General features: G+C 64.7%; 24 protein-coding genes. 15 read left to right on the top strand and 9 right to left on the bottom strand.

What is annotated here, in order from left to right; translation table 11 throughout:
- Positions 1-41 precede the first annotated feature (41 nt).
- From ACODS9_RS10695 to ACODS9_RS10685, 3 genes are all read right to left on the bottom strand, one after another.
- On the bottom strand, positions 42-1,583 hold the full coding sequence (locus tag ACODS9_RS10695; protein ID WP_023631275.1) for an APC family permease: 1,542 nt from the start codon (positions 1,581-1,583) through the stop codon (positions 42-44).
- 112 nt (positions 1,584-1,695) lie between these two features.
- A complete protein-coding gene (locus tag ACODS9_RS10690) occupies positions 1,696-2,469 on the bottom strand; it encodes a gamma-glutamyl-gamma-aminobutyrate hydrolase family protein (protein ID WP_489093880.1) in 774 nt (257 codons plus the stop codon).
- Positions 2,470-2,473: 4 nt separating this feature from the next.
- Entirely contained in the window at positions 2,474-3,856 is a 1,383-nt protein-coding gene (locus ACODS9_RS10685; protein WP_489093879.1) for a glutamine synthetase family protein, read from the bottom strand.
- Positions 3,857-4,063: 207 nt separating this feature from the next.
- On the opposite strand from ACODS9_RS10685, the gene ACODS9_RS10680 reads away from it, so the two are divergent.
- From ACODS9_RS10680 to ACODS9_RS10660, 5 genes are all read left to right on the top strand, one after another.
- Positions 4,064-4,939, top strand: coding sequence for a LysR family transcriptional regulator (locus tag ACODS9_RS10680; protein ID WP_038707061.1), 876 nt, complete (start codon positions 4,064-4,066; stop codon positions 4,937-4,939).
- Between the two features lie 239 nt (positions 4,940-5,178).
- Positions 5,179-5,442: a DNA-directed RNA polymerase subunit omega gene (rpoZ, locus tag ACODS9_RS10675; protein WP_008091595.1), complete on the top strand. Its 264-nt coding sequence runs from the start codon at positions 5,179-5,181 to the stop codon at positions 5,440-5,442.
- A gap of 59 nt (positions 5,443-5,501) precedes the next feature.
- Positions 5,502-7,610: a bifunctional GTP diphosphokinase/guanosine-3',5'-bis pyrophosphate 3'-pyrophosphohydrolase gene (gene spoT, locus ACODS9_RS10670; protein ID WP_038707062.1), complete on the top strand. Its 2,109-nt coding sequence runs from the start codon at positions 5,502-5,504 to the stop codon at positions 7,608-7,610.
- A 23-nt stretch (positions 7,611-7,633) separates the two neighbouring features.
- Complete coding sequence (locus ACODS9_RS10665) at positions 7,634-8,014, top strand: RidA family protein (RefSeq protein ID WP_489093878.1); 381 nt, start codon at positions 7,634-7,636, stop codon at positions 8,012-8,014.
- A 55-nt stretch (positions 8,015-8,069) separates the two neighbouring features.
- Entirely contained in the window at positions 8,070-8,795 is a 726-nt protein-coding gene (locus ACODS9_RS10660) for a hypothetical protein (RefSeq protein WP_489093877.1), read from the top strand.
- Between the two features lie 46 nt (positions 8,796-8,841).
- On the opposite strand, the gene ACODS9_RS10655 is transcribed toward ACODS9_RS10660, so the two are convergent.
- Positions 8,842-9,699 (bottom strand): SDR family oxidoreductase, encoded by an 858-nt coding sequence (locus ACODS9_RS10655; RefSeq protein ID WP_489093876.1) that lies wholly within the window; start codon positions 9,697-9,699, stop codon positions 8,842-8,844.
- Positions 9,700-9,890: 191 nt separating this feature from the next.
- Between ACODS9_RS10655 and exbB the strand changes: the two genes are divergently transcribed.
- The 6 genes from exbB (at position 9,891) to ACODS9_RS10625 (ending at position 16,626) form a co-directional block, all read left to right on the top strand.
- Positions 9,891-10,877, top strand: coding sequence for a tonB-system energizer ExbB (gene exbB / locus ACODS9_RS10650; protein ID WP_401107951.1), 987 nt, complete (start codon positions 9,891-9,893; stop codon positions 10,875-10,877).
- A gap of 3 nt (positions 10,878-10,880) precedes the next feature.
- Positions 10,881-11,309: a TonB system transport protein ExbD gene (exbD, locus tag ACODS9_RS10645; RefSeq protein ID WP_023632733.1), complete on the top strand. Its 429-nt coding sequence runs from the start codon at positions 10,881-10,883 to the stop codon at positions 11,307-11,309.
- Positions 11,306-12,040, top strand: a complete 735-nt coding sequence (locus ACODS9_RS10640) for an energy transducer TonB (protein WP_046857596.1) — start codon at positions 11,306-11,308, stop codon at positions 12,038-12,040. The genes exbD and ACODS9_RS10640 overlap by 4 nt, the downstream gene beginning before the upstream one ends.
- Positions 12,041-12,134: 94 nt before the next feature.
- A complete protein-coding gene (locus ACODS9_RS10635; protein ID WP_102684588.1) occupies positions 12,135-13,061 on the top strand; it encodes a hydrogen peroxide-inducible genes activator in 927 nt (308 codons plus the stop codon).
- A gap of 4 nt (positions 13,062-13,065) precedes the next feature.
- On the top strand, positions 13,066-15,144 hold the full coding sequence (gene recG, locus ACODS9_RS10630) for an ATP-dependent DNA helicase RecG (protein WP_367857459.1): 2,079 nt from the start codon (positions 13,066-13,068) through the stop codon (positions 15,142-15,144).
- 78 nt (positions 15,145-15,222) lie between these two features.
- Positions 15,223-16,626 carry an aminoacyl-tRNA deacylase and HDOD domain-containing protein gene (locus tag ACODS9_RS10625; protein ID WP_489093875.1) on the top strand — a complete coding sequence of 468 codons (1,404 nt, stop codon included), beginning with the start codon at positions 15,223-15,225 and terminating at the stop codon, positions 16,624-16,626.
- Positions 16,627-16,737: 111 nt separating this feature from the next.
- Here the strand turns inward: ACODS9_RS10625 and ACODS9_RS10620 are convergent, their stop codons facing one another.
- The 4 genes from ACODS9_RS10620 to ACODS9_RS10605 all read right to left on the bottom strand — a co-directional run bounded on the left by ACODS9_RS10620 (position 16,738) and on the right by ACODS9_RS10605 (position 19,083).
- Positions 16,738-17,115 (bottom strand): helicase, encoded by a 378-nt coding sequence (locus ACODS9_RS10620; protein WP_198755103.1) that lies wholly within the window; start codon positions 17,113-17,115, stop codon positions 16,738-16,740.
- Positions 17,116-17,248: 133 nt separating this feature from the next.
- On the bottom strand, positions 17,249-17,545 hold the full coding sequence (locus tag ACODS9_RS10615; RefSeq protein WP_046857600.1) for an HU family DNA-binding protein: 297 nt from the start codon (positions 17,543-17,545) through the stop codon (positions 17,249-17,251).
- A 188-nt stretch (positions 17,546-17,733) separates the two neighbouring features.
- Complete coding sequence (locus ACODS9_RS10610; RefSeq protein ID WP_401107961.1) at positions 17,734-18,882, bottom strand: NAD(P)/FAD-dependent oxidoreductase; 1,149 nt, start codon at positions 18,880-18,882, stop codon at positions 17,734-17,736.
- A gap of 33 nt (positions 18,883-18,915) precedes the next feature.
- On the bottom strand, positions 18,916-19,083 hold the full coding sequence (locus tag ACODS9_RS10605) for a rubredoxin (RefSeq protein WP_023532601.1): 168 nt from the start codon (positions 19,081-19,083) through the stop codon (positions 18,916-18,918).
- Positions 19,084-19,276: 193 nt separating this feature from the next.
- Here ACODS9_RS10605 and ACODS9_RS10600 point away from each other — a divergent pair, with 193 nt between their 5' ends.
- Together ACODS9_RS10600 and ubiA are read left to right on the top strand one after the other, a co-directional pair.
- On the top strand, positions 19,277-19,834 hold the full coding sequence (locus tag ACODS9_RS10600; RefSeq protein ID WP_367857461.1) for a chorismate--pyruvate lyase family protein: 558 nt from the start codon (positions 19,277-19,279) through the stop codon (positions 19,832-19,834).
- Complete coding sequence (gene ubiA, locus ACODS9_RS10595; protein WP_489093874.1) at positions 19,834-20,724, top strand: 4-hydroxybenzoate octaprenyltransferase; 891 nt, start codon at positions 19,834-19,836, stop codon at positions 20,722-20,724. The genes ACODS9_RS10600 and ubiA overlap by 1 nt, the downstream gene beginning before the upstream one ends.
- 54 nt (positions 20,725-20,778) lie before the next feature.
- Here ubiA and ACODS9_RS10590 read toward each other — a convergent pair whose 3' ends face one another.
- Positions 20,779-21,150 (bottom strand): COG4315 family predicted lipoprotein, encoded by a 372-nt coding sequence (locus tag ACODS9_RS10590; RefSeq protein WP_486977249.1) that lies wholly within the window; start codon positions 21,148-21,150, stop codon positions 20,779-20,781.
- A gap of 175 nt (positions 21,151-21,325) precedes the next feature.
- Here ACODS9_RS10590 and phoB point away from each other — a divergent pair, with 175 nt between their 5' ends.
- Together phoB and phoR are read left to right on the top strand one after the other, a co-directional pair.
- The gene (gene phoB / locus ACODS9_RS10585) at positions 21,326-22,015 is read left to right on the top strand and encodes a phosphate regulon transcriptional regulator PhoB (protein WP_003253341.1); all 690 of its coding nucleotides are present in this window, start codon (positions 21,326-21,328) and stop codon (positions 22,013-22,015) included.
- Between the two features lie 72 nt (positions 22,016-22,087).
- Positions 22,088-23,359: a phosphate regulon sensor histidine kinase PhoR gene (phoR, locus tag ACODS9_RS10580; protein WP_489093886.1), complete on the top strand. Its 1,272-nt coding sequence runs from the start codon at positions 22,088-22,090 to the stop codon at positions 23,357-23,359.
- Positions 23,360-23,485: the final 126 nt, after the last annotated feature.

The raw sequence follows: 23,485 nt of genomic DNA, 5'->3' as shown, positions 1-23,485 counted from the left end.
ACGCGTGGCGGCGGGATTGCCCCGCGAGGGTTCCGACTGGTTTATTCCTGCAACTGCAACGTCGCCTGCTGACGCAGGGTAGCCCCCAGGAAGTACGCTGGCGCACGCAGCCGCGACAGCAGCATCAGCACGATGCCCAGCGCCGAGATGATCGCCGCGATCACGAATACCAGCCCCAGCCCACCCACATGCGAGCCGCTGCCGAAGTCTGGCGAGGCGCTGTCGATCGCCGTGCGCAGGAAGATCACCGACAGGATCAGGCCACCCACCAACGGGCACACGCCGCGCATGAAGAAGTGGCGCACGCTGTCGAACAGGCTGCGGCGGAAGTACCACACGCAGGCAAAGGCGGTCAGCGAGTAGTAGAAGCAGATCATCATGCCCAGGGCGGTGATGGTGTCGGCCAGCACGTTCTCGCTGAGGGTACGCATGGTCACGTAGAACAGGCCTGCGGCAATACCGGCACAGATGGTCGCGTAGCGCGGCGTCTGCGAACGCGGGCACACCGTGGCGAAGCGTTGCGGCACAGCGCCGTAGTAACCCATGGCGAGCAGGGTGCGCGCCGGCGAGACGAAGGTCGATTGCAGCGAGGCGGCGGTGCTGGCCAGCACCGCGATCGACATCAGGATCGCCAGCGGCCCCATGACCGGGCCGGCCAGGTGGGCGAACACGTTCTCCTGGATGCGCGGGTTGTTCAGGCCCAGGCCATGCTCGCTGATCCCGGCAAACTGCAGGGTGGCGATGGCGGTGAGCAGGTACAGGCCGAGGATCAGCAGCACGGTCCAGGTCGCCGCCTTGCCCGGCACTTCGTCGCTGCCGATCGACTCTTCGCTGACGGTCAGGCACACGTCCCAGCCCCAGAAAATGAAGATCGACAGCGACAGGCCGGCGGCAAAGGCCGAGAACGACTCGACACCGAACGGGTTGAACCAGGCCAGGTCGAACGCCAACGGCGGCGGCGCGGTGGTCTCGCCGAACGCGGCAAAGGCGAAGCCGATCAGCACCAGCAACTGCAAGGCCACCAGGCCGTACTGCACCGTCATGGTGGTGGCCATGCCGCGACAGCAGATCCACACTGCCAGGGCGATGAACACGCAACAGGTGGTGACGTTTATCAACAGGTTGTCCGCCAGCGCGGCCAGCTCCTGGTTGCCGGTGATCTGCGCCAGGAACAGGTAGAAGAAGTCCACCGCCACGCCTGCCAGGTTGGACAGCACGATGGTGGTGGCCACCACCAGCCCCCAGCCGCCAATCCAGCCGATCATCGGGCCGAAGGCCCGGGCCGACCAGGTGAAGGACGTGCCGCTGTCGGGCTCCGCCGAGTTCAGCTCGCGGTAGCCCAGGGCGACCAGCAGCATCGGTAGGAAGCCGACGATGAACACCGCCGGCAAGTGGGCGCCGACTTCACGCACGGTCGGGCCGAGCGCGCCAGTCAGGGTGTAGACCGGTGCAATGGTGGAAATGCCCAGCACGACGCTGGCCAGCAGGCCGAGGCGGCCCTTGGCCAAGCCTTTGCTGCGCTGGGTGTTGCCCGAGTCGGCCGCCACGTCGGGTGGGCGGCCGGCTTCTGTGTAATCGCTCATGAGTATTTGCCGTAACTATTGGAATTGTTTTCACAGGCCCGCCGTAGAGGGCCCGCTTCCACTCATTGAAAGCTCACTGCCGGGGTGGGTCATCCGAGACTACCGGGTGACGTCAGAGGGTCTTCTGGCGCACACCCTCCCGTGCAGCATGGGCAATGCAGGCCTCGCGGAACGCCTCGAACAGGCGCAGCGAAACCGGGTTTTCGGCGAAACGCCATTCAGGGTGCCACTGCACGCCGAGTACAAAGCCCGGCGCATCAGGCATCGACACCGCTTCAATCAGGCCATCCGGGGCCCGTGCCTCGACGCGCAGGCCCGGGGCCAGGCGGTCGATACCCTGGCTGTGCAGCGAGTTGACCTCGAACCGCGCAGCCAGGCCCAGGCGCTCGAACATCCCACCCGGCTGTATGCCGACGGGGTGACGAGGGCCGTATTGCACCTCCAGGGGTGCGTCCTCAGGTTCGCGGTGGTCCAGGTAGCCGGGCAACTCATGCACCCGTTGGTGCAGGCTGCCACCGAGGGCCACGTTCAGTTCCTGGAAGCCACGGCAGATGCACAACACTGGCACACCCGCGGCAATGGCCGCCTGCAGCAGCGGCAAGGTCAGGCGGTCACGTGCAAGATCGTGCCGGGTGCCTTCCGCGCTGGGCGCGCCATTGTAATGATGCGGCTCGACATTTGAAGGCGAACCGGTAAAAAGAATGCCATCGAGCCTGGCCAGCAGCGCCTGCGTGTCGCTGCCGCCGTCACGGGCCGGCAGGATCAGCGGCAGCCCGGCAAAGCCCGCGGCCTCGACATACTTGTCGCCCACCGTGTGCGACGAGTTTTTCCCCACCTGCTGGCGGCAGGCGCTGACACCGATCAAGGGGACCGCAATTGCGCTCATGGGCTTACACCGTGTGCAGGTACCAGTTGTACTCGAGGTCGGAGATCGACACTTCGAACTCGGCCAGCTCGCTCTCCTTGCAGGCCACGAAAATGTCGATGTAGTCCGGGCTGATGTATTGGTTGAGGACTTCACTGTCATCCAGCGCGCGCAGGGCATCGCGCAGGTTGTTCGGCAGGCTCTGCTCCAACTGCTCGTACGAGTTGCCTTCGATCGGCGCGTCCGGCTCGACCTTGTTGGTCAGGCCGTGGTGGATGCCGGCGAGGATTGCCGCAAGCATCAGGTACGGGTTGGCGTCGGCGCCGGCCACACGGTGTTCGATGCGTACGTTCTCGCTGCTGTCAGTCGGCACGCGGATGGCCACGGTGCGGTTGTCCAGGCCCCAGCTCGGCGCGTTGGGCACATAGAACTGGGCACCGAAGCGACGGTACGAGTTGATGTTCGGGCAGAGGAACGCCATCGATGCAGGCATGGTTTCCAGCACACCGCCGACGGCATGGCGCAGGGTGTCGCTTTGCAGCGGGTCCTCATTGGCGAAGATGTTCTTGCCGGTTTTCTTGTCCAGCAACGAAATGTGCACGTGCAGGCCGTTGCCGGCCTGGCCCGGATAGGGCTTGGCCATGAAGGTGGAGTCCATCTCATGGTCGTAGGCGACGTTCTTGATCAGGCGCTTGAGCAGGATCGCGTAGTCACAGGCCTTCAGCGGGTCGGCGACGTGGTGCAGGTTCACCTCGAACTGCGCCGGGGCGCTTTCCTTGACGATGGCATCGGCCGGCAGGCCCTGCTCCTTGGCGGCTTCGAGCATGTCCTGCAGGCAGTCGGCGTACTCATCGAGGTCGTCGATCAGGTACACCTGGGTCGACTGCGGGCGCTTGCCCGAAATCGGCGAGCGCGGCGGCTGCGGGCGGCCGTTGAGGTTGTCCTGGTCGATCAGGTAGAACTCCAGCTCGAACGCGGCGCAGATATCCAGGCCCAGGTCGTCGAACTTGCTCACCACCTGGCGCAGCACTTCCCGCGGGTCGGCGAAGAACGGCGCGCCGTCCAGCTCATGCATGGTCATCAGCAGCTGGGCGGTGGGGCGTTTCTGCCAGGGTTCGTCGCACAGCGTGCCGGGAATCGGCAGACAGATGCGGTCGGCGTCACCGATATCCAGGCCCAGCCCGGTGCTTTCGACGGTCGAGCCGTTGATATCCAGGGCAAACAGCGACGCCGGCAGGTTGATGCCCTTCTCGTACACCTTGTGCAGGCTGGCACGCTCGATGCGCTTGCCGCGCACCACGCCGTTCATGTCGGAGATCAGCAGGTCGACGTACTGGGTATCCGGATGGGCATCCAGGAATTCATTCATCTCGCGGGAAGAACTGGCGCACGGGGAGACCGACGTCATGGCTGTACATCCTTTGATTCGGAGCGGCGATGTGGGAACTGCGGATGACGCCTTGGAGGGCGACGATGGTGCTGCTGTTGTTCTTTTCACTGGCCCATCGTTGGGGGCTGGTTGCCGACCGGCTGCATTGATTCCCGGGGGCCGTTCCACTATAAAATGGCCAAAACGCAACAGACATTGGCATTTTGGCAAGCAGAGCGTGCACCGATGCAATATCAGATCAACCATGCGGACCTTTCCCTGGTCCTGGCACTGGAGCGCGGCCGCTCGCTGGCCAAGGCAGCCGAACTGCTCAAGGTCGACGTTTCGACGGTGTTCCGCTCAATCCGCCGGCTTGAGTCGGCGCTGGGCACCGCCTTGTTCGTCAAGAGCCGTAAAGGCTACCTGCCCACCGACACCGCCCAGGCCCTGGCCGAGCAGGCCGAGCGCGCCGAGCAGGCCCTGGATGCGGCGCGCATCGCCCTGACCAGCGGCGAACAGGTGGTCAGCGGCACCGTGCGCCTGACCTGTACCGAAGCCGTGCTGCACAGCCTGCTGCTGCCGGCGCTGGCCGAGTTCATGCCCAACTATCCGGCGTTGTCGCTGGAGATGGGTACCTCCAACACCTTCGCCAACCTCAGCCGCCGCGATGCCGACATCGCCCTGCGCCTGACCAACACGCCGCCGGAGCACCTTGTCGGGCGCTGCCTGGGGTCGACCTCCTACGTGGTCTGCGGCCAGCCGGCGCTGCGCGAGCGGCTGCAGGAGGCACCCCTGAGCGTGCCGTGGATCGCCCCCGACGATTCCATGCAGGACCACGCCACCGTGGTCTGGCGCAACCAGCACCATCCCGGCCTGATCCCGCGTTACCAGTGCAGCGGCATGTCGACCATCGCCCAACTGGTGACCACCGGCCTGGGCGTGGCGGCACTGCCCGACTACATGGTCCACGACCTGCCCGGCGTCGAGGCACTGAGCGGCCCACTGCCCGGCTGCGACACCCAGTTGTGGCTGCTGACGCGGCCCGATTGCCGTGCCCTGCGCTCGGTGCAGACGCTGTTCGAGGAGCTGACCCCGCGCCTGCGCGACGCAATGTTGCGTTAACGCGTCAAGGGCGGTTGTTTTCGGGTAACAAGAACCGTTATCGTCCGAATCAGGCAGGACACGGACTGCTGCGCGGGCAAGTCCGCTTCCACAGGGCCCGCAAAGCGATTCCAACAGCATCGGAGAAAGGCCACCCGACAAAACAGCCCTTCCCTATTGGCTGGTGATTTTTTAAACTATCGAGTCCGCCTGCCCATTCTGGGCTGCACGCCTAACCGCATTTGCTACTGAGGAAGACCATGGCCCGCGTAACTGTTGAAGACTGCCTGGAACACGTGGATAACCGCTTTGAGCTGGTCATGCTCTCGACCAAGCGCGCCCGCCAGCTGGCTACCGGCGGCAAAGAGCCACGCGTTGCGTGGGAAAACGACAAGCCTACCGTCGTCGCCCTGCGTGAAATCGCCGAAGGCATCGTCACTCCAGAGTTCATCGCCGCCGAAGAGATCGTCACCGAGGATCCGGTATTCGCCGCGTTCGAGGACGAGAACAACGAGGCTGTCTGATTGATGCCCAGTCGACACCGTGCGGCGCAAGGCCCTCTTCTACTGCAAGAGGTGAAACCATGCCGGGTATAGAAGCCCTCGCCGAACGGCTGTCGACCTATCTGGGCCCCGAACAGGTCAACCTGGTTCGTCGGGCCTACTTCTACGCCGAGCAGGCCCACGATGGCCAGCGCCGCCGCAGCGGCGAGCCCTACGTGACCCATCCGCTGGCGGTAGCCAGCATCCTTGCCGACATGCACATGGACCATCAGAGCCTGATGGCGGCCATGCTGCACGACGTGATCGAAGATACCGGCATCGCCAAGGAAGCCTTGAGCCAGCAATTCGGCGAGACCGTCGCCGAGCTGGTCGACGGGGTCAGCAAGCTGACCCAGATGAACTTCGAGACCAAGGCCGAGGCGCAGGCCGAGAACTTCCAGAAGATGGCCATGGCCATGGCCCGCGATATCCGCGTGATCCTGGTCAAGCTGGCCGACCGCCTGCACAACATGCGCACCCTGGAAGTGCTCTCCGGCGAAAAACGCCGGCGCATCGCCAAGGAAACCCTCGAGATCTACGCCCCCATCGCCAATCGCCTGGGCATGCACACCGTGCGCGTGGAGTTCGAGGACCTCGGCTTCAAAGCCATGCACCCGATGCGTTCGTCGCTGATCCACCGGGCGGTGAAGGCCGCGCGCGGCAACCGCAAGGAAATCGTCGCCAAGATCGAGACCTCGCTGGCCAACTGCCTGGCCGCCGACGGCATCGAGGGCGAGGTCAGCGGCCGGCAGAAACACCTCTATGGCATCTACAAGAAGATGCGCGGCAAACGCCGCGCCTTCACCGAGATCATGGACGTGTACGCCTTCCGCATCATCGTCGACAAGGTCGACACCTGCTACCGCGTGCTCGGTGCCGTGCACAACCTGTACAAGCCGCTGCCGGGCCGCTTCAAGGACTACATCGCGATCCCCAAGGCCAACGGCTACCAGTCGTTGCACACCACGCTGTTCGGCATGCACGGCGTGCCCATCGAAATCCAGATCCGCACCCGTGAAATGGAAGAGATGGCCAACAACGGCATCGCCGCGCACTGGCTGTACAAGTCCAACGAGGAAGAGCAGCCAAAAGGCAGCCATGCCCGCGCCCGCCAATGGGTCAAGGGCATCCTCGAGCTGCAGCAGCGCGCCGGCAACTCGCTGGAATTCATCGAGAGCGTGAAGATCGACCTGTTCCCGGACGAGGTCTACGTCTTCACCCCGAAAGGCCGGATCATGGAGCTGCCCAAGGGCTCCACCGCCGTCGACTTCGCCTACGCGGTACACACCGACGTCGGCAACAGCTGCATCGCCTGCCGCATCAACCGCCGCCTGGCACCGCTGTCCGAGCCGCTGCAGAGCGGCTCCACCGTCGAGATCGTCAGCGCACCGGGGGCCCGGCCGAACCCGGCCTGGCTCAACTTCGTGGTCACCGGCAAGGCGCGCACGCATATCCGCCACGCCCTCAAGCAGCAGCGCCGCTCCGAGTCCATCAGCCTTGGCGAGCGCTTGCTGAACAAAGTGCTGACCGGCTTCGACAGCAGCCTTGAGAAGATTCCGCAGGAGCGCGTCCAGGCGATCCTCACCGAGTACCGCCTGGAGCTGGTCGAAGACCTGCTCGAAGACATCGGCCTGGGCAACCGCATGGCCTACGTGGTCGCCCGCCGCCTGCTGTCTGCCGAAGGCGAACAGCTGCCGGCCCCGGAAGGCCCGCTGGCGATCCGCGGCACCGAGGGCCTGGTGCTCAGCTACGCCAAGTGCTGCACGCCGATCCCGGGCGACCCGATCGTCGGCCACCTGTCGGCGGGCAAGGGCATGGTCGTGCACCTGGAAGACTGCCGTAACATCAGTGAAGTCCGGCATAACCCAGAGAAGTGCCTGCAGCTCTCCTGGGCCAAAGACATCACCGGCGAGTTCAACGTCGAGCTGCGCGTCGAGCTGGAGCACCAGCGCGGCCTGATCGCCCTGCTGGCGAGCAGCGTCAACGCCGCCGACGGCAACATCGAGAAAATCAGCATGGACGAACGCGACGGCCGTATCAGCGTGGTCCAACTGGTGGTCAGCGTGCACGACCGCGTGCACCTGGCCCGTGTGATCAAGAAGCTGCGCACCTTGACCGGCGTGGTCCGCATCACCCGGATGCGTGCGTAGTCCGCCAACCGCAAGGAGTCATCATGAGCAAGACCGTCATCACCAGCGACAAGGCCCCAGCCGCCATCGGCACTTACTCGCAAGCGATCAAGGCCGGCAACACCGTGTACATGTCGGGGCAGATCCCGCTCGACCCGAAAACCATGGAACTGGTGGATGGCTTCGAAGCCCAGACCGTCCAGGTGTTCGAGAACCTGAAGTCGGTGGCCGAAGCCGCTGGCGGTTCGTTCAAGGACATCGTCAAGCTGAACATCTTCCTCACCGACCTGAGCCACTTCGCCAAGGTCAACGAGATCATGGGCCGCTACTTCGAGCAGCCCTACCCGGCCCGCGCCGCCATCGGCGTGGCTGCCCTGCCCAAGGGCGCCCAGGTCGAGATGGACGCCATCCTGGTTCTCGAGTAATACCCCGGTGACGGGTCAAGGCCCGTCACCCCCCTCCTGCCTCAAGGTTTTCACCATGCGCCACGCATTGCCTCTCACGCTGGCAGCCCTGCTCCTGGGCGGCTGCGCCAGCCACAAGCCTGAAGATTTCAACGGCACCTGGATCAACCAGGCCGCCATCGACACCGCCAGCGAAGGCACCAGCCTGCGCCAAGCCCTGGACGCGAAGGGTCCGGTGTTCGAGTGGAAGATCGACGTCAAGAACCAGCAGGCCAGCTTCAGCAATGGCTTCGAGGCCGCCGACGGGCGTCTGAGCGCCAACGAGAAGGACTGGCAGGTCAACTTCGAAGGCGACCTGACCGAACAGCTCAAGCTCGATGGCGACGAACTGGTGACTATCGACCCCTCCGGCCATCAGCAGACGTTCGTGCGCAGCAAGGCGCCAGAAGGCGCTGCGCTGGGCGGCAGTTTCGAGAAGGCGCTGTACCAGCAATACCTGGGCGGTGACTGGAAGATCGTCGAGGGTCAGGGCAAGGGCGGGTTAGTGCGCTTCAGCGATACCGGCAATGTCACCGGCCTGCCCGGGCCGGACCGCTTTGCCCTGTGCCTGGCGGGTGACTGCGCGACCATGGGCGATGGCAACGACAGCCTGTGGCTGGAGCGCAACCAGCGTGGCGCGCCGTGGATCTTCAAGCGCGACGGCGACACCCTGGAGATCTTCCAGGCGGTGAACCGCGCCCAGCCGGATGAAATGCCGCAACTGACTGCCGGCGCCCGGCAGTGGGTGCTGGAAAAGGATTAGCCATCATCGCGGCGGCCCGACTGGCCCCGCGATAGAGCCAGATCTCTCAACCACGCCCTTGCAGAATGGCCGCATAGCCTTCTTTATAGCTCGGATACTGCGGCGCCCAGCCCAGTGCCCGAGCCCGCGCATTGCTGCAGCGCTTGCTGCCGGTACGCCGCACCCGCTGCTCGTCCGACCACTCGGTGACCCCCAGGTACTCGCGCAGCCAGCCCACCACCTCGGCCAGTGGCGCCGGATCGTCATCGACGCCGATGTAGCAATCGTCCAACGCCACACCCCGGGCATCGGCCTGCAGCAGGTGCGCCAACAAACCAGCGGCATCCTCGGCGTGAATGCGGTTGCCGTACAATGGCGGCTCCTCGGCCACTCGGTAGCCTTGACGTACCTGGCTCAGCAGCCACTCACGTCCCGGTCCGTAGATCCCGGTCAGGCGCACGATGCTGGCGGGAATGCCGCTACCCAGCGCCAGGCGCTCCGCTTCGAGCATCACCTTGCCCGAATACCCCTCGGGTGCGGTGGCTGCGCTCTCGTCGATCCACTCACCATCCTGTTGCGCATAGACACTGCTGCTGGAAACGAACAGCAGGCGACGCGGCCGCTGGCCATTGGTTTTCAACCAATCGAGCACATGGCGCAAACCGTCGACATAGGCGGCCTGGTAGCCCGCTTCGTCATGCTGGCTGGCCGCCACGCAGTACACCAGGTAGTCCGGCGCGCGCGCGGGCCACGCTTCCGGCAGGCGCGGGTTCGACAGGTCGGCGGCAACGGGCCGCACCCCTTCGGGCAGGTCCCGCACCGACCGGCGCAGGCCATCGACCTGCCACCCATCGGCGAGCAACTGGCGGGCCAGACGGCCTCCCACATCGCCGCAGCCGACGATCAACGCACTCAGGTCCGACATCATGAAACTCCAAATCCAAAGGTTCACGCTAACCGGATTTAGCGATCAGCGGCTAGACAAAGGTTAAAAAAAGCGCTCTCCATTCTTTTGTTAACAAGAATTACTTGCAATAATGGCGGCCCTGTCTGTTCTCGGCCTGCTTCGAGGCCTTGAAGAACTCAACCCATTTCTCTTCATCAGGTCCGGCCAGCATGACACGTACTCAACCTTCCGCTTCGCCAACCCCGTCGCGCGCCTGGCGCGCCATTGCCGCGCTGATGTTCAGCCTGGTACTGGCCCCCGTGGCCATGGCCGATGAGCCCGCCGCCACTGCCGCCGCACCGGCAGCCGCCAGCGCCCCCGCCGCGCCTGCCGCCGAAGGCCAGGCACCGGTCGCTGCGCCAACCGACGCGCCTGCCGACGCCAACGCCCCAGTGGATGGCCAGGCACCGGCCGACGAGAACGTGCAGGCGATGGTCGAGGACACCTCGCTGGGCATGGCCCACGACCTGTCCCCATGGGGCATGTACAAGAACGCCGACGTGGTGGTGAAGGCCGTGATGATCGGCCTGGCCATCGCCTCGATCATCACCTGGACCATCTGGATCGCCAAAGGCTTCGAGCTGATGGGCGCCAAGCGCCGCCTGCGTGGCGAGATCGCCGCCCTGAAACGCTCGGTGAGCCTGAAAGAGGCCAGCGAGGTGTCGAACAAGGAAGGCACCCTGGCCCACACCCTGGTGCATGACGCCCTCGAAGAGATGCGCCTGTCGGCCAACGCTCGCGAGAAGGAAGGCATCAAGGAACGCGTCAGCTTCCGCCTCGAGCGTCTGGTGGCCGCCAGCGGTCGCAACATGAGCAGCGGCACCGGCGTGCTGGCCACCATCGGCTCCACTGCCCCGTTCGTCGGTCTGTTCGGTACCGTGTGGGGCATCATGAACAGCTTCATCGGCATCGCCAAGACTCAGACCACCAACCTCGCCGTGGTCGCTCCAGGCATCGCCGAAGCCCTGCTGGCTACCGCCCTGGGCCTGGTTGCCGCGATCCCGGCCGTGGTCATCTACAACGTCTTCGCCCGCTCCATCGCTGGCTACAAGGCACAGGTGTCCGACGCCTCCGCCCAGGTACTGCTGCTGGTCAGCCGTGATCTGGACCACCAGGGTGGCGAACGCGCCGCCCCGCACATGGTGAAAGTGGGGTAAACCATGGGCCTGCATCTCAACGAAGGTGGCGACGACCTCGCCGAGAACCACGAAATCAACGTCACGCCGTTCATCGACGTGATGCTGGTGCTGCTGATCATCTTCATGGTCGCGGCACCCTTGGCCACGGTCGACATCAAGGTCGACCTGCCCGCCTCGACCGCCAAGCCGGCGCCGAGGCCCGAGAAGCCGGTGTTCGTCAGCGTCAAGGCCGACAAGAAGCTCTACCTCGGCGACGACGAGGTGGCCCAGCGCGACCAGCTTGGCGCCATGCTCGACGCCAAGACCAAGGGCGACAAGGAAACCACCATCTTCTTCCAGGCTGACAAGGGCGTCGACTACGGCGACCTGATGGAAGTGATGAACACCATGCGCGCCGCCGGCTACCTCAAGGTCGGCCTGGTCGGACTCGAGACGGCAGCCAAGAAATGACGAAAACGCGCTCAAACATGGCGCGCTACGGTGGCAGCCTGGCGATCGTGCTGGGTGTGCACGCGGTCGCCGTGCTGCTGACGCTCAACTGGTCGGTGCCCCAGGCCCTCGAGTTGCCGCCGGCAGCGATGATGGTCGAGCTGGCACCACTGCCAGAGCCCGCGCCACCGCCACCGCCCAAGGCCGCCCCGAAACCGCCGACGCCGATCGAGGAGCCGCCGTTGCCCAAGCTGGCAGAGGCGCCGAAGCCGAAGATCGCCATCCCCAAGCCGCCCAAGCCCAAGGCCAAGCCACAGCCGCCCAAGCCTGAGAAAAAACTGGAGCCGCCGAAGGACGAACCGCCGGCCAAGGACGATGTGGCGGATACACCGCCCAGCAACACGCCACCGCAGAAGTCGGCGGCGCCGCAGCCAAGCATCGCGTCCAACAGCAATGCCCTGCCGAGCTGGCAGAGTGACCTGCTGCGTCACCTGGCCAAGTACAAGAAGTACCCCGAGGACGCTCGCCGCCGTGGGTTGCAGGGCATCAACCGCCTGCGCTTCGTGGTCGACGCCGAAGGCAAGGTGGTGTCGTACACGCTGGCCGGTGGTTCGGGTAGCGCGGCGCTGGACCGGGCCACGCTGGAGATGATCCGCCGTGCCGGCACGGTACCCAAGCCTCCGGCGGAGTTGCTGAACAATGGCACGATCGAAGTGGTTGCGCCGTTCGTCTACTCGCTGGACCGACGCTGACGTTTTTGTTTCTGTCACAAAACGGCAAGTCTGATAACGTGCGTCTATCGATTGCAGCCGCTATGCTGGGGCCGCAACTTCATGGACGCACGTTATGACCCTCACCGAACTTCGCTACATCGTCACCCTCGCGCAAGAGCAGCACTTCGGCCACGCGGCCGAGCGTTGCCACGTCAGCCAGCCGACCCTTTCGGTGGGCGTGAAGAAGCTCGAGGACGAACTCGGCGTGCTGATCTTCGAGCGCAGCAAGAGCGCGGTGCGCCTAACGCCAGTCGGCGAGAGCATCGTCGCCCAGGCGCAGAAGGTGCTGGAACAGGCTCAGGGCATCCGCGAACTGGCCCAGGCCGGCAAGAACCAGCTGACTGCCCCGCTCAAGGTTGGCGCCATCTACACCGTCGGCCCGTATCTCTTCCCGCACTTGATCCCGCAACTGCACCGCGTGGCGCCGCAGATGCCGCTGTACATCGAAGAGAACTTCACCCACGTGCTGCGCGAGAAGCTGCGCAATGGCGAACTGGACGCGGTGATCATCGCCCTGCCGTTCAATGAGGCCGACGTGCTGACCCTGCCGTTGTACGACGAACCGTTCTGTGCGCTGATGCCGGCCGACCACCCGTGGACCGCCAAGGACACCATCGACACCGCCATGCTCAACGACAAGAGCCTGCTGCTGCTGGGCGAGGGGCATTGTTTCCGCGACCAGGTGCTGGAAGCCTGCCCGACCCTGAACAAGGGCGGCGAAGCTTCCAAGCACACCACGGTCGAATCCAGCTCGCTGGAAACCATCCGCCACATGGTCGCTTCCGGCCTGGGCGTCTCGATCCTGCCGCTGTCGGCGGTGCACAGCCATCATTACGCGCCGGGCGTCATCGAAGTTCGCCCGCTGACCGCGCCCGCGCCGTTCCGCACCGTGGCCATCGCCTGGCGCGCCAGCTTCCCGCGGCCGAAGGCCATCGAGATCCTCGCCGACTCGATCCGTCTCTGCTCGGTGGCCAAGCCACCCGTGGAACAACCGGCCTGAGCCCATGACCGAGCTGTCGAACGTCCCGGTCACCACGCTCAAGGGTGTTGGTGAAGCCATGGCAGAGAAACTCGCCAAGGTCGGCCTGGAGAACCTGCAGGACATGCTGTTCCACCTGCCGTTGCGCTACCAGGACCGCACCCGTGTGGTGCCCATTGGCCAGCTGCGTCCCGGCCAGGACGCGGTGATCGAGGGCGTGGTCAGCGGCGCTGACGTGACCATGGGCAAGCGTCGCAGTCTCGTGGTGCGCCTGGGCGATGGCAGCGGCACGCTGAGCTTGCGCTTCTACCATTTCAGCAATGCGCAGAAGGAAGGCCTCAAGCGTGGCACCCACCTGCGTTGCTATGGCGAAGCGCGCCCCGGTGCCTCGGGGCTGGAAATCTACCACCCGGAATACCGGGCGCTGAACGGCGACGAAGCACCGCCGCCGGTCGAACAGACGCTGACGCCGATCTACCCGACCACCGAAGGCCTCACCCAGCAGCGCCTGCGCCTGCTGTGCCAGCAGAGTCTGGGCTTGCTCGGCCCGCGCAGCCTGCCCGACTGGCTGCCCGACCAACTGGCCCGCGACTACCAGTTGGCGCCATTGAGCGATGCCATCCGCTACCTGCACAACCCGCCGGCCGATGCCGATCTGGACGAGCTTGCCGAGGGCCATCACTGGGCCCAGCACCGCCTGGCCTTCGAGGAACTGCTGACCCACCAGCTCTCCCAGCAGCGCCTGCGGGAAAGCCAGCGCAGCCTGCGTGCGCCGGTACTGCCCAAGGCCACCCGCCTGCCGGCCCAGTACCTGGCCAACCTCGGCTTCAATCCAACCGGTGCCCAGCAGCGCGTCGGTAACGAGATCGCCTACGACCTCAGTCAACCCGAACCGATGATGCGCCTGGTACAGGGTGACGTGGGCGCTGGCAAGACCGTGGTCGCCGCCCTGGCGGCGCTGCAGGCCCTGGAAGCCGGTTACCAGGTGGCGCTGATGGCCCCCACCGAGATCCTCGCCGAGCAGCATTTCATCACCTTCAAACGCTGGCTCGAGCCGCTGGGCATCGAAGTCGCCTGGCTGGCCGGCAAGCTCAAGGGCAAGGCCCGCGCCAGCGCCCTGGAGCAGATCGCCAATGGCGCGCCGATGGTGGTCGGTACCCATGCGCTGTTCCAGGACGAGGTACAGTTCAAGCACCTGGCCCTGGCGATCATCGACGAACAACACCGTTTCGGCGTGCAACAGCGCCTGGCCCTGCGCAAGAAAGGCGTCATGGGCCAACTGTGCCCGCACCAGTTGATCATGACCGCCACCCCGATCCCACGCACCCTGGCCATGAGCGCCTACGCCGACCTGGACACCTCGGTCCTCGACGAATTGCCGCCCGGTCGTACACCGGTGAACACCGTGCTGGTCGCCGACAGCCGTCGTTTCGAGGTGGTCGAGCGGGTCCGCGCCGCCTGTGCCGAAGGTCGTCAGGCCTACTGGGTGTGCACCTTGATCGAAGAGTCCGAGGAACTGACCTGCCAGGCAGCCGAAAGCACCTTCGAGGAGTTGGGCAGCGCCTTGGGCGAACTGCGCGTGGGCCTGATCCACGGGCGCATGAAGCCCGCGGAAAAGGCTGCGGTGATGGCCGAGTTCAAGGCCGGCGAGCTGCAACTGCTGGTCGCCACCACGGTGATCGAGGTCGGCGTCGACGTACCCAATGCCAGCTTGATGATCATCGAGAACCCCGAGCGCCTGGGCCTGGCCCAGCTGCACCAGCTGCGCGGCCGGGTCGGCAGGGGCAGCGCGGCAAGCCATTGTGTGCTGCTCTACCACCCGCCACTTTCGCAGATCGGCCGCGAACGCCTGGGTATCATGCGGGAAACCAACGATGGTTTCGTCATAGCAGAGAAGGACCTGGAGTTGCGTGGCCCAGGCGAAATGCTCGGGACCCGCCAGACCGGCCTGCTACAGTTCAAGGTCGCCGACCTGATGCGCGATGCCGACCTGTTGCCGGCGGTGCGCGATGCCGCCCAGGCCCTCCTGGCACGCTGGCCCGACCACGTCAGCCCGCTACTCGACCGCTGGTTGCGCCACGGCCAACAATATGGCCAGGTGTGACGCCCGTCCCATTATGGATCCAGCTTGGCGGCCAGGCTGGTTATACTTCGCGTTTACAGAAATGATTGGATACAGGCCATGACTGAAGTTGCCCTGGATACCGCAACCCTACACGCACCGTCTGTCATCCGGCTGTTGCTCGAAAAGCTCGGCGTCAGCTTCCGCGAGGTCCCCGAGCACCCGGGGCTGCCGGCCAACTCGCGCGTTCAGGCCGTGCTGCTCGATGACGAGATCGGTGCCTTGATGGTGCTGTTCCCGCAAAGCCAGTTGCTGGACCTCAAGCGCCTCGAGGAACTGACCGGACGCAAGCTCAAGGCCGTGCCGCTGGAGCGCTTGAAGCAGATGCTCGACAAGCATCACCTCAAGGCCCTGCCCGCCATTCCCGCGCTGACCAGCTCGCCGTGCCAGTACGAAAAGAGCCTGCTCGACAATGAAACCCTGCTGATCCAGTCCGGTGAAGCCGGGCTGCTCCTGGAAATCGGCCGGACGGCTTTCAAGAAGATGCTGATCAAGGCCAGCGCCAGCACCTTCGGCCAGCCAATCAGCGATATTCGCCTCAGTTTCGATCAGTTGGACGGCCCTCCCAAGGAAGTCATTCGCGCAGTCCAGGCCTTCACCGCCCGGCGCATCCAGCAACGCCTGGAGCAGACCATCGAGATTCCGCCGCTGGCCGACACCGCGCAGAAGATCATCAAGCTGCGTGTCGACCCCAATGCCAGCATCGACGACATCACCGGCGTGGTCGAAACCGACCCGGCCCTGGCTGCGCAGGTCGTCAGCTGGGCGGCATCGCCCTACTACGCGTCACCCGGCAAGATCCGCTCGGTGGAAGACGCCATCGTGCGGGTACTGGGCTTCGACCTGGTGATCAACCTGGCGTTGGGCCTGGCCCTGGGCAAGACCCTGAGCCTGCCCAAGGACCACCCGCAACAGGCCACGCCGTATTGGCAGCAGTCGATCTATACCGCTGCCGTAATCGAGGGTCTGACCCGTGCCATGCCGCGCGCCGAACGCCCGGAAGCAGGCCTTACCTACCTGGCCGGGCTGCTGCACAACTTCGGCTATCTGCTGCTGGCCCATGTCTTCCCTCCGCATTTCTCGCTGATCTGCCGTCATCTGGAGGTCAACCCGCACCTGTGCCACAGCTATGTGGAGCAGCACTTGCTGGGGATCAGCCGTGAACAGATCGGTGCCTGGCTGATGAAGCTGTGGGACATGCCCGATGAACTGTCCACAGCCCTGCGCTTCCAGCACGATCCGGCGTACGACAGCGATTATGCGGCGTTCCCCAACCTGGTGTGCCTGGCGACGCGCCTGCTACGCGCCCGGGGGATCGGCTCGGGGCCGAAGGACGAGATCCCGGATGCCCTGCTCGAGCGCCTGGGGCTGACCCGGGACAAGGCCGAAGAGGTGGTGAACAAGGTGCTGGAGGCCGAGGCGTTGCTACGCGAGCTGGCGTCGCAGTTCCACGCGCCGCATTGATGTGGTGGGGGCGCCTAGCGCCCCTTTTTGTCGGCCAGTCCGCTCTTTGTGGGAGCTGGCTTGTCGTGGCGACGAACCGCAGCGATGGGCTGCGAAGCAGCCCCAGCGATCTCAGCCCTTTTTTTTCTTCGGTTTCAGGTACTTCATCAAGCCCTGGAACCAGATCACCAGCGCCGGATTGCCCTTGATCTGGATGTTCTTCTCCTGAATCCCCTGCATGAACGCCAGCTGCTTGTTACCGGCCTGCAGCGTGGCAAAGCCATACGCGGCATCCTTGAAGGCAATGGCGAACGCCGGCTGCGGGTGCAGGCCGCCCTTGCTGCTGATGCGCAGGTCCTTGACGATGAAGTGCCGGGCAACCTTGCCGTCGAGCGTCTGCATCTGGAAGACCAGGTCCTTGTCCTGCAGCTGCTGCTGGAACGCCGGGTTGTTGCGGCTGGCCTTGGCCATCAGCAAGCCCATGGCCCAGAGAAGAAAACGAAACTTCATCAACGCGCCTCGAGTGAAAAATGACTGAGTCGCGCAGTTTATCCGTTTATCGCCCTGTTTATGCAAGTTCGCCGCATTTGCTTACCAGAAACACAACGGGCGCCTTAAGGCGCCCGTCTCGATGGCTTGTCGATCACTTTTTCTTGGCAGGCTTGGCCGGTGCGTTGACGCTGTCACGCAGGCCCTTGCCCGGTTTGAAGGCGACAGTGTTGCTGGCCTTGATCTTGACCGGCTCGCCGGTTTGCGGGTTCTTGCCGGTGCGAGCGCCGCGATGGCGTTTTTCGAAGGTGCCGAAGCCGACCAGGGTGACGGTGTCCTTGTCGAGTGCGCCGGTGATGCTGTCGAGAATCGCGTTGAGGACCTGGTTGGCCTTTTCCTTGGTCAGATCGGCCTTTTCGGCGATGACGGCGGCGAGTTCTGGTTTACGCATAGTGAAGCCTCTTTGACGGGATTTCTTGTTGTTATGCCGTGCTGCCGAAGGGAGCAGCGTTCAAGGCACCGCAGGCTCTAGGCTGCGGCAGACGCCAGTGAGGATGGCACGCCGACCGGGGCCGCGCCAGTATCTGGGCGGCCATTGTCGCGGCAAGAACAGGATAATTCCGACAGAACGCCCGCTATTTACGCCATCAAGGGTGGCAACTGGCGATTCAACGCCAGTTTCTCCATGACCGCGCCGCCGGTCAGGGCGTAGCCCAGCAACTGGCCATCGGCGCCATGGCAGAGCACTTTCAGGTCGCCACCGCTACCTTCCACCACCCAGGTGCCCTCGTGGCCTGCCGGCACCGGGGACACCACCAGCGGGCAGGCCGGCGTCTTCACGGTGACCGGCATCGGGCCATAGGCCACTGCAGTGGGGTTGCCGGCCAAGGTCTGGGCCAAGGCGCGGGCGCAGGTCATCAAGGGCATGACGTACAGCAGGTTGATGCCATCGACCTCGGCGCAGTCGCCCAGGGCGAAGATGTTGGCGTGAGAAGTACGCAGCTGGCGATCCACCACCACCCCGCGGTTGACCTGCAGACCCGCTGCCGCCGCCATGTCGGTACGCGGGCGCAAGCCGATCGCAGACACCACCAGGTCGCAAGGAATGACGCTGCCGTCGGACAGGTGCGCCTCCACAGCCGCCCCCGAACGTTGCAGGCGGGTCAGCACCGGGCCAAGATGGAAACGCACCCCCAACCCTTCCAGGCCCGCCTGCACGGCGGCGGCCGCCGCCGGGTGCAGCAAGGTCGGCATTACCTGTTCGCACGGCGCCACGACCTCGCACTGCAGGCCGCCCAAGGTGAGGTCGTTGGCGAATTCGCAGCCGATCAGGCCGGCGCCGAGGATCAGCACCCGTTGCTTGCCTGCGGCAGCGACACGAAACCGTGCGTAGTCCTCAAGGTCGTTGATCGGGAAGACCAGCTCGCCCGCATCGCCTTCCACGGGTACTTGCACGGTCTGCGCGCCCCAGGCCAGTACCAGGTCACGGTATTCCACCGCTTCCTCGCCGATCCACAGGCGCTTGTGGCCTGGGTCGATACCGCTGATACGGGTGTGGGTGCGGATCTCGGCCTTGAGCTGCTCGGCCATGGCGCCCGGTTCGGCCATGCACAGGCCGTCGGCGTCCTTCTGTTTGGCAAAGCCGGTGGACAACATCGGCTTGGAATAGGAGCGGCCGTCGTCGGCGGTGATCAGCAGCAGCGGCGTGTCGCCGTCCAGCTTGCGAAACTCTCGCGCCAGGTTATAGCCGGCAAGGCCGGTACCAATGATCACCACGGGGGACGTCATGTCGTGCGTTCCTTGTTCAAGCCAGGGTTGCGATCAGCCAATGGCGATCATTTCGAAGTCACTCTTGCCTACGCCGCAATCAGGGCACAGCCAGTCTTCCGGCACGTCTTCCCAGCGGGTGCCGGGGGCGATGCCGTCGTCCGGCCAGCCGTCGGCTTCGTCATAGATAAGGCCACAGACAATACATTGCCACTTCTTCATCAGGTGCTGTTCCTCGGTCAGGCTTATTGGCGCGTTGCAGCTGGTGGCCGGGTCGCGGGGCACGCCCGCGCCTGCAAGTGACCACCGTGCAATCTCTGGTCGGCTTTTGTACTGGGCCTGCTGGCAGTATGCAAGCCAGGACGGCAATCATGCTAAGCTCGCCGCCTCTCTGGCCTGTATCAAGCATACCGACGTGCCGTACGAAACCCCGCAAGCAGCCGCTGTCGCGTGGCTGGCGTATCCGCAACTGGCGCCCCTGCCCGACCAGCCGACCCTGGACTGGCTGTTCGACGAAGGCTCCCTGACCCGTCGCCTGACCGGTCTTTCCCATGACCACTTCAGCGTCACCCCTTTGTTCGAGGGCTGGCAGCCACTGCGTGACGATGAATGCGCCGCGTTGGGCCTGCGGCCTGGCGCGCAGGGCTGGGTGCGCGAGGTCTACCTGCGCGGCCATGGCCAGCCGTGGGTATTCGCCCGCAGCGTCGCCAGCCGCACAGCGCTGGAGCGCGGGGGGCTCGACCTGGAGACCCTGGGCAGCCGCTCGCTGGGCGAGCTACTGTTCTGCGACCAGGCGTTTGTCCGCCACCCTATCGAAGTGTGCAGTTATCCACAGGACTGGCTGCCCGCCGAGGTCGCCAGCGCCGGGCTGTGGGGACGGCGCTCGCGCTTCGAGCGCGCCGGCCTCGACCTGCTGGTGGCCGAGGTGTTCCTGCCCGCCCTGTGGCACGCGGCCAAGGAGGAAAACCGCTGATGTACCTGCAAATGCTCAAATCGCTCAACCGCCTGCACCCGCGCGCCTGGGACTTCATCCAGCTGAGCCGCATGGACCGCCCCATCGGCATCTACCTGCTGCTGTGGCCGACGCTGTCGGCGGTGTGGATTGCCGGCAACGGCTCGCCGACCCTGGCCAACGTGCTGATCTTCGGCCTCGGCGTGGTGCTGATGCGTGCCGCCGGCTGCTGCATCAACGATTTCGCCGACCGCAAGGTGGACGGCCACGTCAAGCGCACCGCCGACCGGCCACTGGCCAGCGGCCGGGTGAAGCCCCGCGAAGCGCTGGTGCTGTTCGCCCTGCTGGTGGGAGTGAGCTTCCTGCTGGTGCTGTGCACCAACGCCACCACGGTGTGGCTGTCGTTCGGCGCGGTCGCCCTGGCCTTCTGCTACCCGTTCATGAAGCGCTACACCTACTACCCGCAGGTGGTGCTGGGCGCGGCGTATTCCTGGGGTATCCCGATGGCCTTCACCGCCGCGGGTGGCGAGCTGCCGGCCAGCGCCTGGCTGCTGTACATCGCCAACCTGCTGTGGACGGTGGGGTATGACACCTACTACGCCATGGTCGACCGTGACGACGACCTGAAGATCGGCGTGAAATCCACCGCCATCCTGTTCGGCGAGGCCGACCGGGTGATCATCCTGAGCCTGCAGCTGCTGTCTCTGGGCTGCCTGCTCCTGGCGGGCAACCGCTTCGAACTGGGTGGCTGGTTCCACCTGGGGCTGCTGGCGGCGGCGGTATGCTTCGCCTGGGAGTTCTGGTCGACGCGCAAGCTGGACCGCGACTCGTGCTTCAAGGCGTTCCTGCACAACCACTGGGCGGGGCTGTTGATCTTCATTGGTGTGGTGCTGGACTACGCGCTGCGCTGAAATTGTGCAGGCCAATGGTGGGAGCGGCGGTGCGGCGCTCCCACGCCTGGTGCATCAAGGCTTGGCGATGTGCCAGACATCCTTCATGCCATCACCGGTGGTCTCTCCGGCCTTCTTGTCCTTGACGAAGGTGTACAGCGGCTTGCCGTCATAGGCCCACTGCATCGAGCCATCGTCACGGGTGACGTGAGTCCACTTGTCCTTCGGCGCCTCGTCGTCCTTCTTCACCATCAACGGCGGCCAATTCTTGGCGCACTCGCCATTGCACATGGACTTGCCTCCAGCGTCCTTGTCAAAGGTGTACAGCGTCATGCCATCGTGGTCGACCCACATGCCATCCTTCTCCATGGCGTGATGAGCCGACGCCACCCCCGGCACTGCCAGCGCAGCGCAAAGGGCCATCCAGCTCAGCGTATGTCGTGTCATTGGAATCACCATTGTTTCAGGGGTGGATTGAGTGTTCGCGGCCGCCCTCGCGGCCCCTTGTAGCCTAGTCCAGTCACGCAATGTCGCCAGAACCGCCCACGCCCTGTCACACAGCTGCAATAATTCCGTTATCTAATGCGGGCCAAGACATCGTTCCTGGGAGAGGTAATTGAGCATGGTTGGCAGAAACATTCTGATCGTTGACGACGAAGCGCCTATCCGCGAGATGATCGCCGTTGCATTGGAAATGGCCGGCTATGACTGCCTCGAGGCCGAGAACTCGCAACAGGCCCACGCCATCATCGTCGACCGCAAGCCGGACCTGATCCTGCTCGACTGGATGCTGCCGGGCACCTCCGGCATCGAACTGGCCCGCCGCCTCAAGCGTGACGAGCTGACCGGCGACATCCCGATCATCATGCTCACCGCCAAGGGTGAAGAGGACAACAAGATCCAGGGCCTGGAAGTCGGCGCCGACGACTACATCACCAAGCCGTTCTCGCCCCGTGAACTGGTGGCGCGCCTCAAGGCCGTGCTGCGCCGCACCGGCCCAAGCGACAGCGAAGCGCCGATCGAAGTCGGCGGCCTGCTGCTCGACCCGATCAGCCACCGCGTGACCATCGACGGCAAGCCGGCCGAGATGGGCCCCACCGAGTACCGCCTGCTGCAGTTCTTCATGACTCACCAGGAGCGCGCCTACACCCGCGGCCAGTTGCTCGACCAGGTCTGGGGCGGCAACGTCTATGTCGAGGAGCGCACCGTCGACGTGCACATCCGCCGCCTGCGCAAGGCACTGGGTGAAGCCTACGAAAATCTGGTACAAACCGTCCGCGGCACTGGCTATCGCTTCTCGACCAAAAGCTGATCGAAGCCCCAGCGCCCGCTGTACAAGGACTGTCAATTGAACCAGAACTGGCACGCGACCCTGATTCGCCACATGCTCCTGCTGATCACCGTCTGCCTGATCGGCGGGCTGGTCAGCGGGTACTATGGCTGGAGCCTGGCCATCGGCCTGGCCTTCTACCTGGGCTGGACACTGAAGCAGTTGCTGCGCCTGCACGACTGGCTGCGCAATCATCAACCCGATGAAGCGCCACCCGATGGCTACGGCCTGTGGGGCGAAGTGTTCGACAGCATCTATCACCTGCAGCGCCGCGACCAGCGCGTACGTGGCCGCCTGCAGGCGGTGATCGACCGGGTCCAGGAGTCCACCGCCGCGCTGCGCGATGCGGTGATCATGCTCGACAGCGACGGCAACCTGGAATGGTGGAACCGCGCCGCCGAGACCCTGCTGGGCTTCAAGACCCCGCAGGACGGCGGCCAGCCGGTGACCAACCTGGTGCGCCACCCGCGCTTCAAGGAGTACTTCGAGTCGGAGAACTACGCCGAACCGCTGGAAATCCCGTCGCCGATCAACGACCGCCTGCGTGTGCAACTGCACCTTACCCGCTACGGCAACAACGAACATCTGATGCTGGTGCGCGACGTGACCCGCATCCACCAGCTGGAACAGATGCGCAAGGACTTCGTCGCCAACGTTTCCCACGAGCTGCGCACGCCGCTGACGGTGATCACCGGCTACCTGGAGACGCTGCTGGACAACGTCGAGGACGTGAACCCACGCTGGAGCCGAGCCTTGCAGCAGATGAGCGCGCAAGGCTCACGCATGCAGACCCTGCTCAACGACCTGTTGCTGTTGGCCAAGCTCGAAGCCACCGATTATCCCTCTGACAACCAGCCGGTGCTGGTCGACACCCTGCTCACCGCCATCAAGAACGACGCCCAGGCCCTGTCCGGACCGCGCAACCAGCGGATCAGCCTGGAGGCAACGCCTGGCATACGCCTCAAGGGCAGCGAGTCGGAACTGCGCAGCGCGTTCTCCAATCTGGTGTTCAACGCGGTCAAGTACACCCAGGATGAGGGCAATATCCGCATTCGCTGGTGGGCCGACGACCAGGGCGCGCACCTCAGCGTGCAGGACTCGGGGGTCGGTATCGAGGCCAAGCACCTGCCACGCCTGACCGAACGCTTCTACCGCGTCGACTCCAGCCGCGCCTCCAACACCGGCGGCACCGGGCTGGGCCTGGCGATAGTCAAGCACGTGCTGATGCGCCATCGCGCACACCTGGAAATCAGCAGCGTGCCGGGGCATGGCAGCACCTTTACCTGCCACTTTGCGCCGGCGCAGTTGGTCGCAAGTAAAGCCTGACATTACCGGGGCTGCTTTGCAGCCCTTTGCTTTTGCGGCTTCAGCCGCTACATTGGATCCCCCGTGCCAGCCATCGCTGGCACTTTTTTTCTCCCTTTCAAAGACGGACCCCGTAAAAACCCCATC

Source organism: Pseudomonas sp. FG36 (assembly GCF_057809275.1).
This window is presented reverse-complemented; position numbering and strand designations above follow the sequence as displayed.

Bases quoted from the DNA above. Each gene is read 5' to 3' on its own strand.
- ACODS9_RS10695 (WP_023631275.1), bottom strand. From the start codon at position 1,583: ATGAGCGATTACACAGAAGCCGGCCGCCCACCCGACGTGGCGGCCGAC.
- ACODS9_RS10690 (WP_489093880.1), bottom strand. From the start codon at position 2,469: ATGAGCGCAATTGCGGTCCCCTTGATCGGTGTCAGCGCCTGCCGCCAG.
- ACODS9_RS10685 (WP_489093879.1), bottom strand. From the start codon at position 3,856: ATGACGTCGGTCTCCCCGTGCGCCAGTTCTTCCCGCGAGATGAATGAA.
- ACODS9_RS10680 (WP_038707061.1), top strand. From the start codon at position 4,064: ATGCAATATCAGATCAACCATGCGGACCTTTCCCTGGTCCTGGCACTG.
- rpoZ (WP_008091595.1), top strand. From the start codon at position 5,179: ATGGCCCGCGTAACTGTTGAAGACTGCCTGGAACACGTGGATAACCGC.
- spoT (WP_038707062.1), top strand. From the start codon at position 5,502: ATGCCGGGTATAGAAGCCCTCGCCGAACGGCTGTCGACCTATCTGGGC.
- ACODS9_RS10665 (WP_489093878.1), top strand. From the start codon at position 7,634: ATGAGCAAGACCGTCATCACCAGCGACAAGGCCCCAGCCGCCATCGGC.
- ACODS9_RS10660 (WP_489093877.1), top strand. From the start codon at position 8,070: ATGCGCCACGCATTGCCTCTCACGCTGGCAGCCCTGCTCCTGGGCGGC.
- ACODS9_RS10655 (WP_489093876.1), bottom strand. From the start codon at position 9,699: ATGTCGGACCTGAGTGCGTTGATCGTCGGCTGCGGCGATGTGGGAGGC.
- exbB (WP_401107951.1), top strand. From the start codon at position 9,891: ATGACACGTACTCAACCTTCCGCTTCGCCAACCCCGTCGCGCGCCTGG.
- exbD (WP_023632733.1), top strand. From the start codon at position 10,881: ATGGGCCTGCATCTCAACGAAGGTGGCGACGACCTCGCCGAGAACCAC.
- ACODS9_RS10640 (WP_046857596.1), top strand. From the start codon at position 11,306: ATGACGAAAACGCGCTCAAACATGGCGCGCTACGGTGGCAGCCTGGCG.
- ACODS9_RS10635 (WP_102684588.1), top strand. From the start codon at position 12,135: ATGACCCTCACCGAACTTCGCTACATCGTCACCCTCGCGCAAGAGCAG.
- recG (WP_367857459.1), top strand. From the start codon at position 13,066: ATGACCGAGCTGTCGAACGTCCCGGTCACCACGCTCAAGGGTGTTGGT.
- ACODS9_RS10625 (WP_489093875.1), top strand. From the start codon at position 15,223: ATGACTGAAGTTGCCCTGGATACCGCAACCCTACACGCACCGTCTGTC.
- ACODS9_RS10620 (WP_198755103.1), bottom strand. From the start codon at position 17,115: ATGAAGTTTCGTTTTCTTCTCTGGGCCATGGGCTTGCTGATGGCCAAG.
- ACODS9_RS10615 (WP_046857600.1), bottom strand. From the start codon at position 17,545: ATGCGTAAACCAGAACTCGCCGCCGTCATCGCCGAAAAGGCCGATCTG.
- ACODS9_RS10610 (WP_401107961.1), bottom strand. From the start codon at position 18,882: ATGACGTCCCCCGTGGTGATCATTGGTACCGGCCTTGCCGGCTATAAC.
- ACODS9_RS10605 (WP_023532601.1), bottom strand. From the start codon at position 19,083: ATGAAGAAGTGGCAATGTATTGTCTGTGGCCTTATCTATGACGAAGCC.
- ubiA (WP_489093874.1), top strand. From the start codon at position 19,834: ATGTACCTGCAAATGCTCAAATCGCTCAACCGCCTGCACCCGCGCGCC.
- ACODS9_RS10590 (WP_486977249.1), bottom strand. From the start codon at position 21,150: ATGACACGACATACGCTGAGCTGGATGGCCCTTTGCGCTGCGCTGGCA.
- phoB (WP_003253341.1), top strand. From the start codon at position 21,326: ATGGTTGGCAGAAACATTCTGATCGTTGACGACGAAGCGCCTATCCGC.
- phoR (WP_489093886.1), top strand. From the start codon at position 22,088: ATGCTCCTGCTGATCACCGTCTGCCTGATCGGCGGGCTGGTCAGCGGG.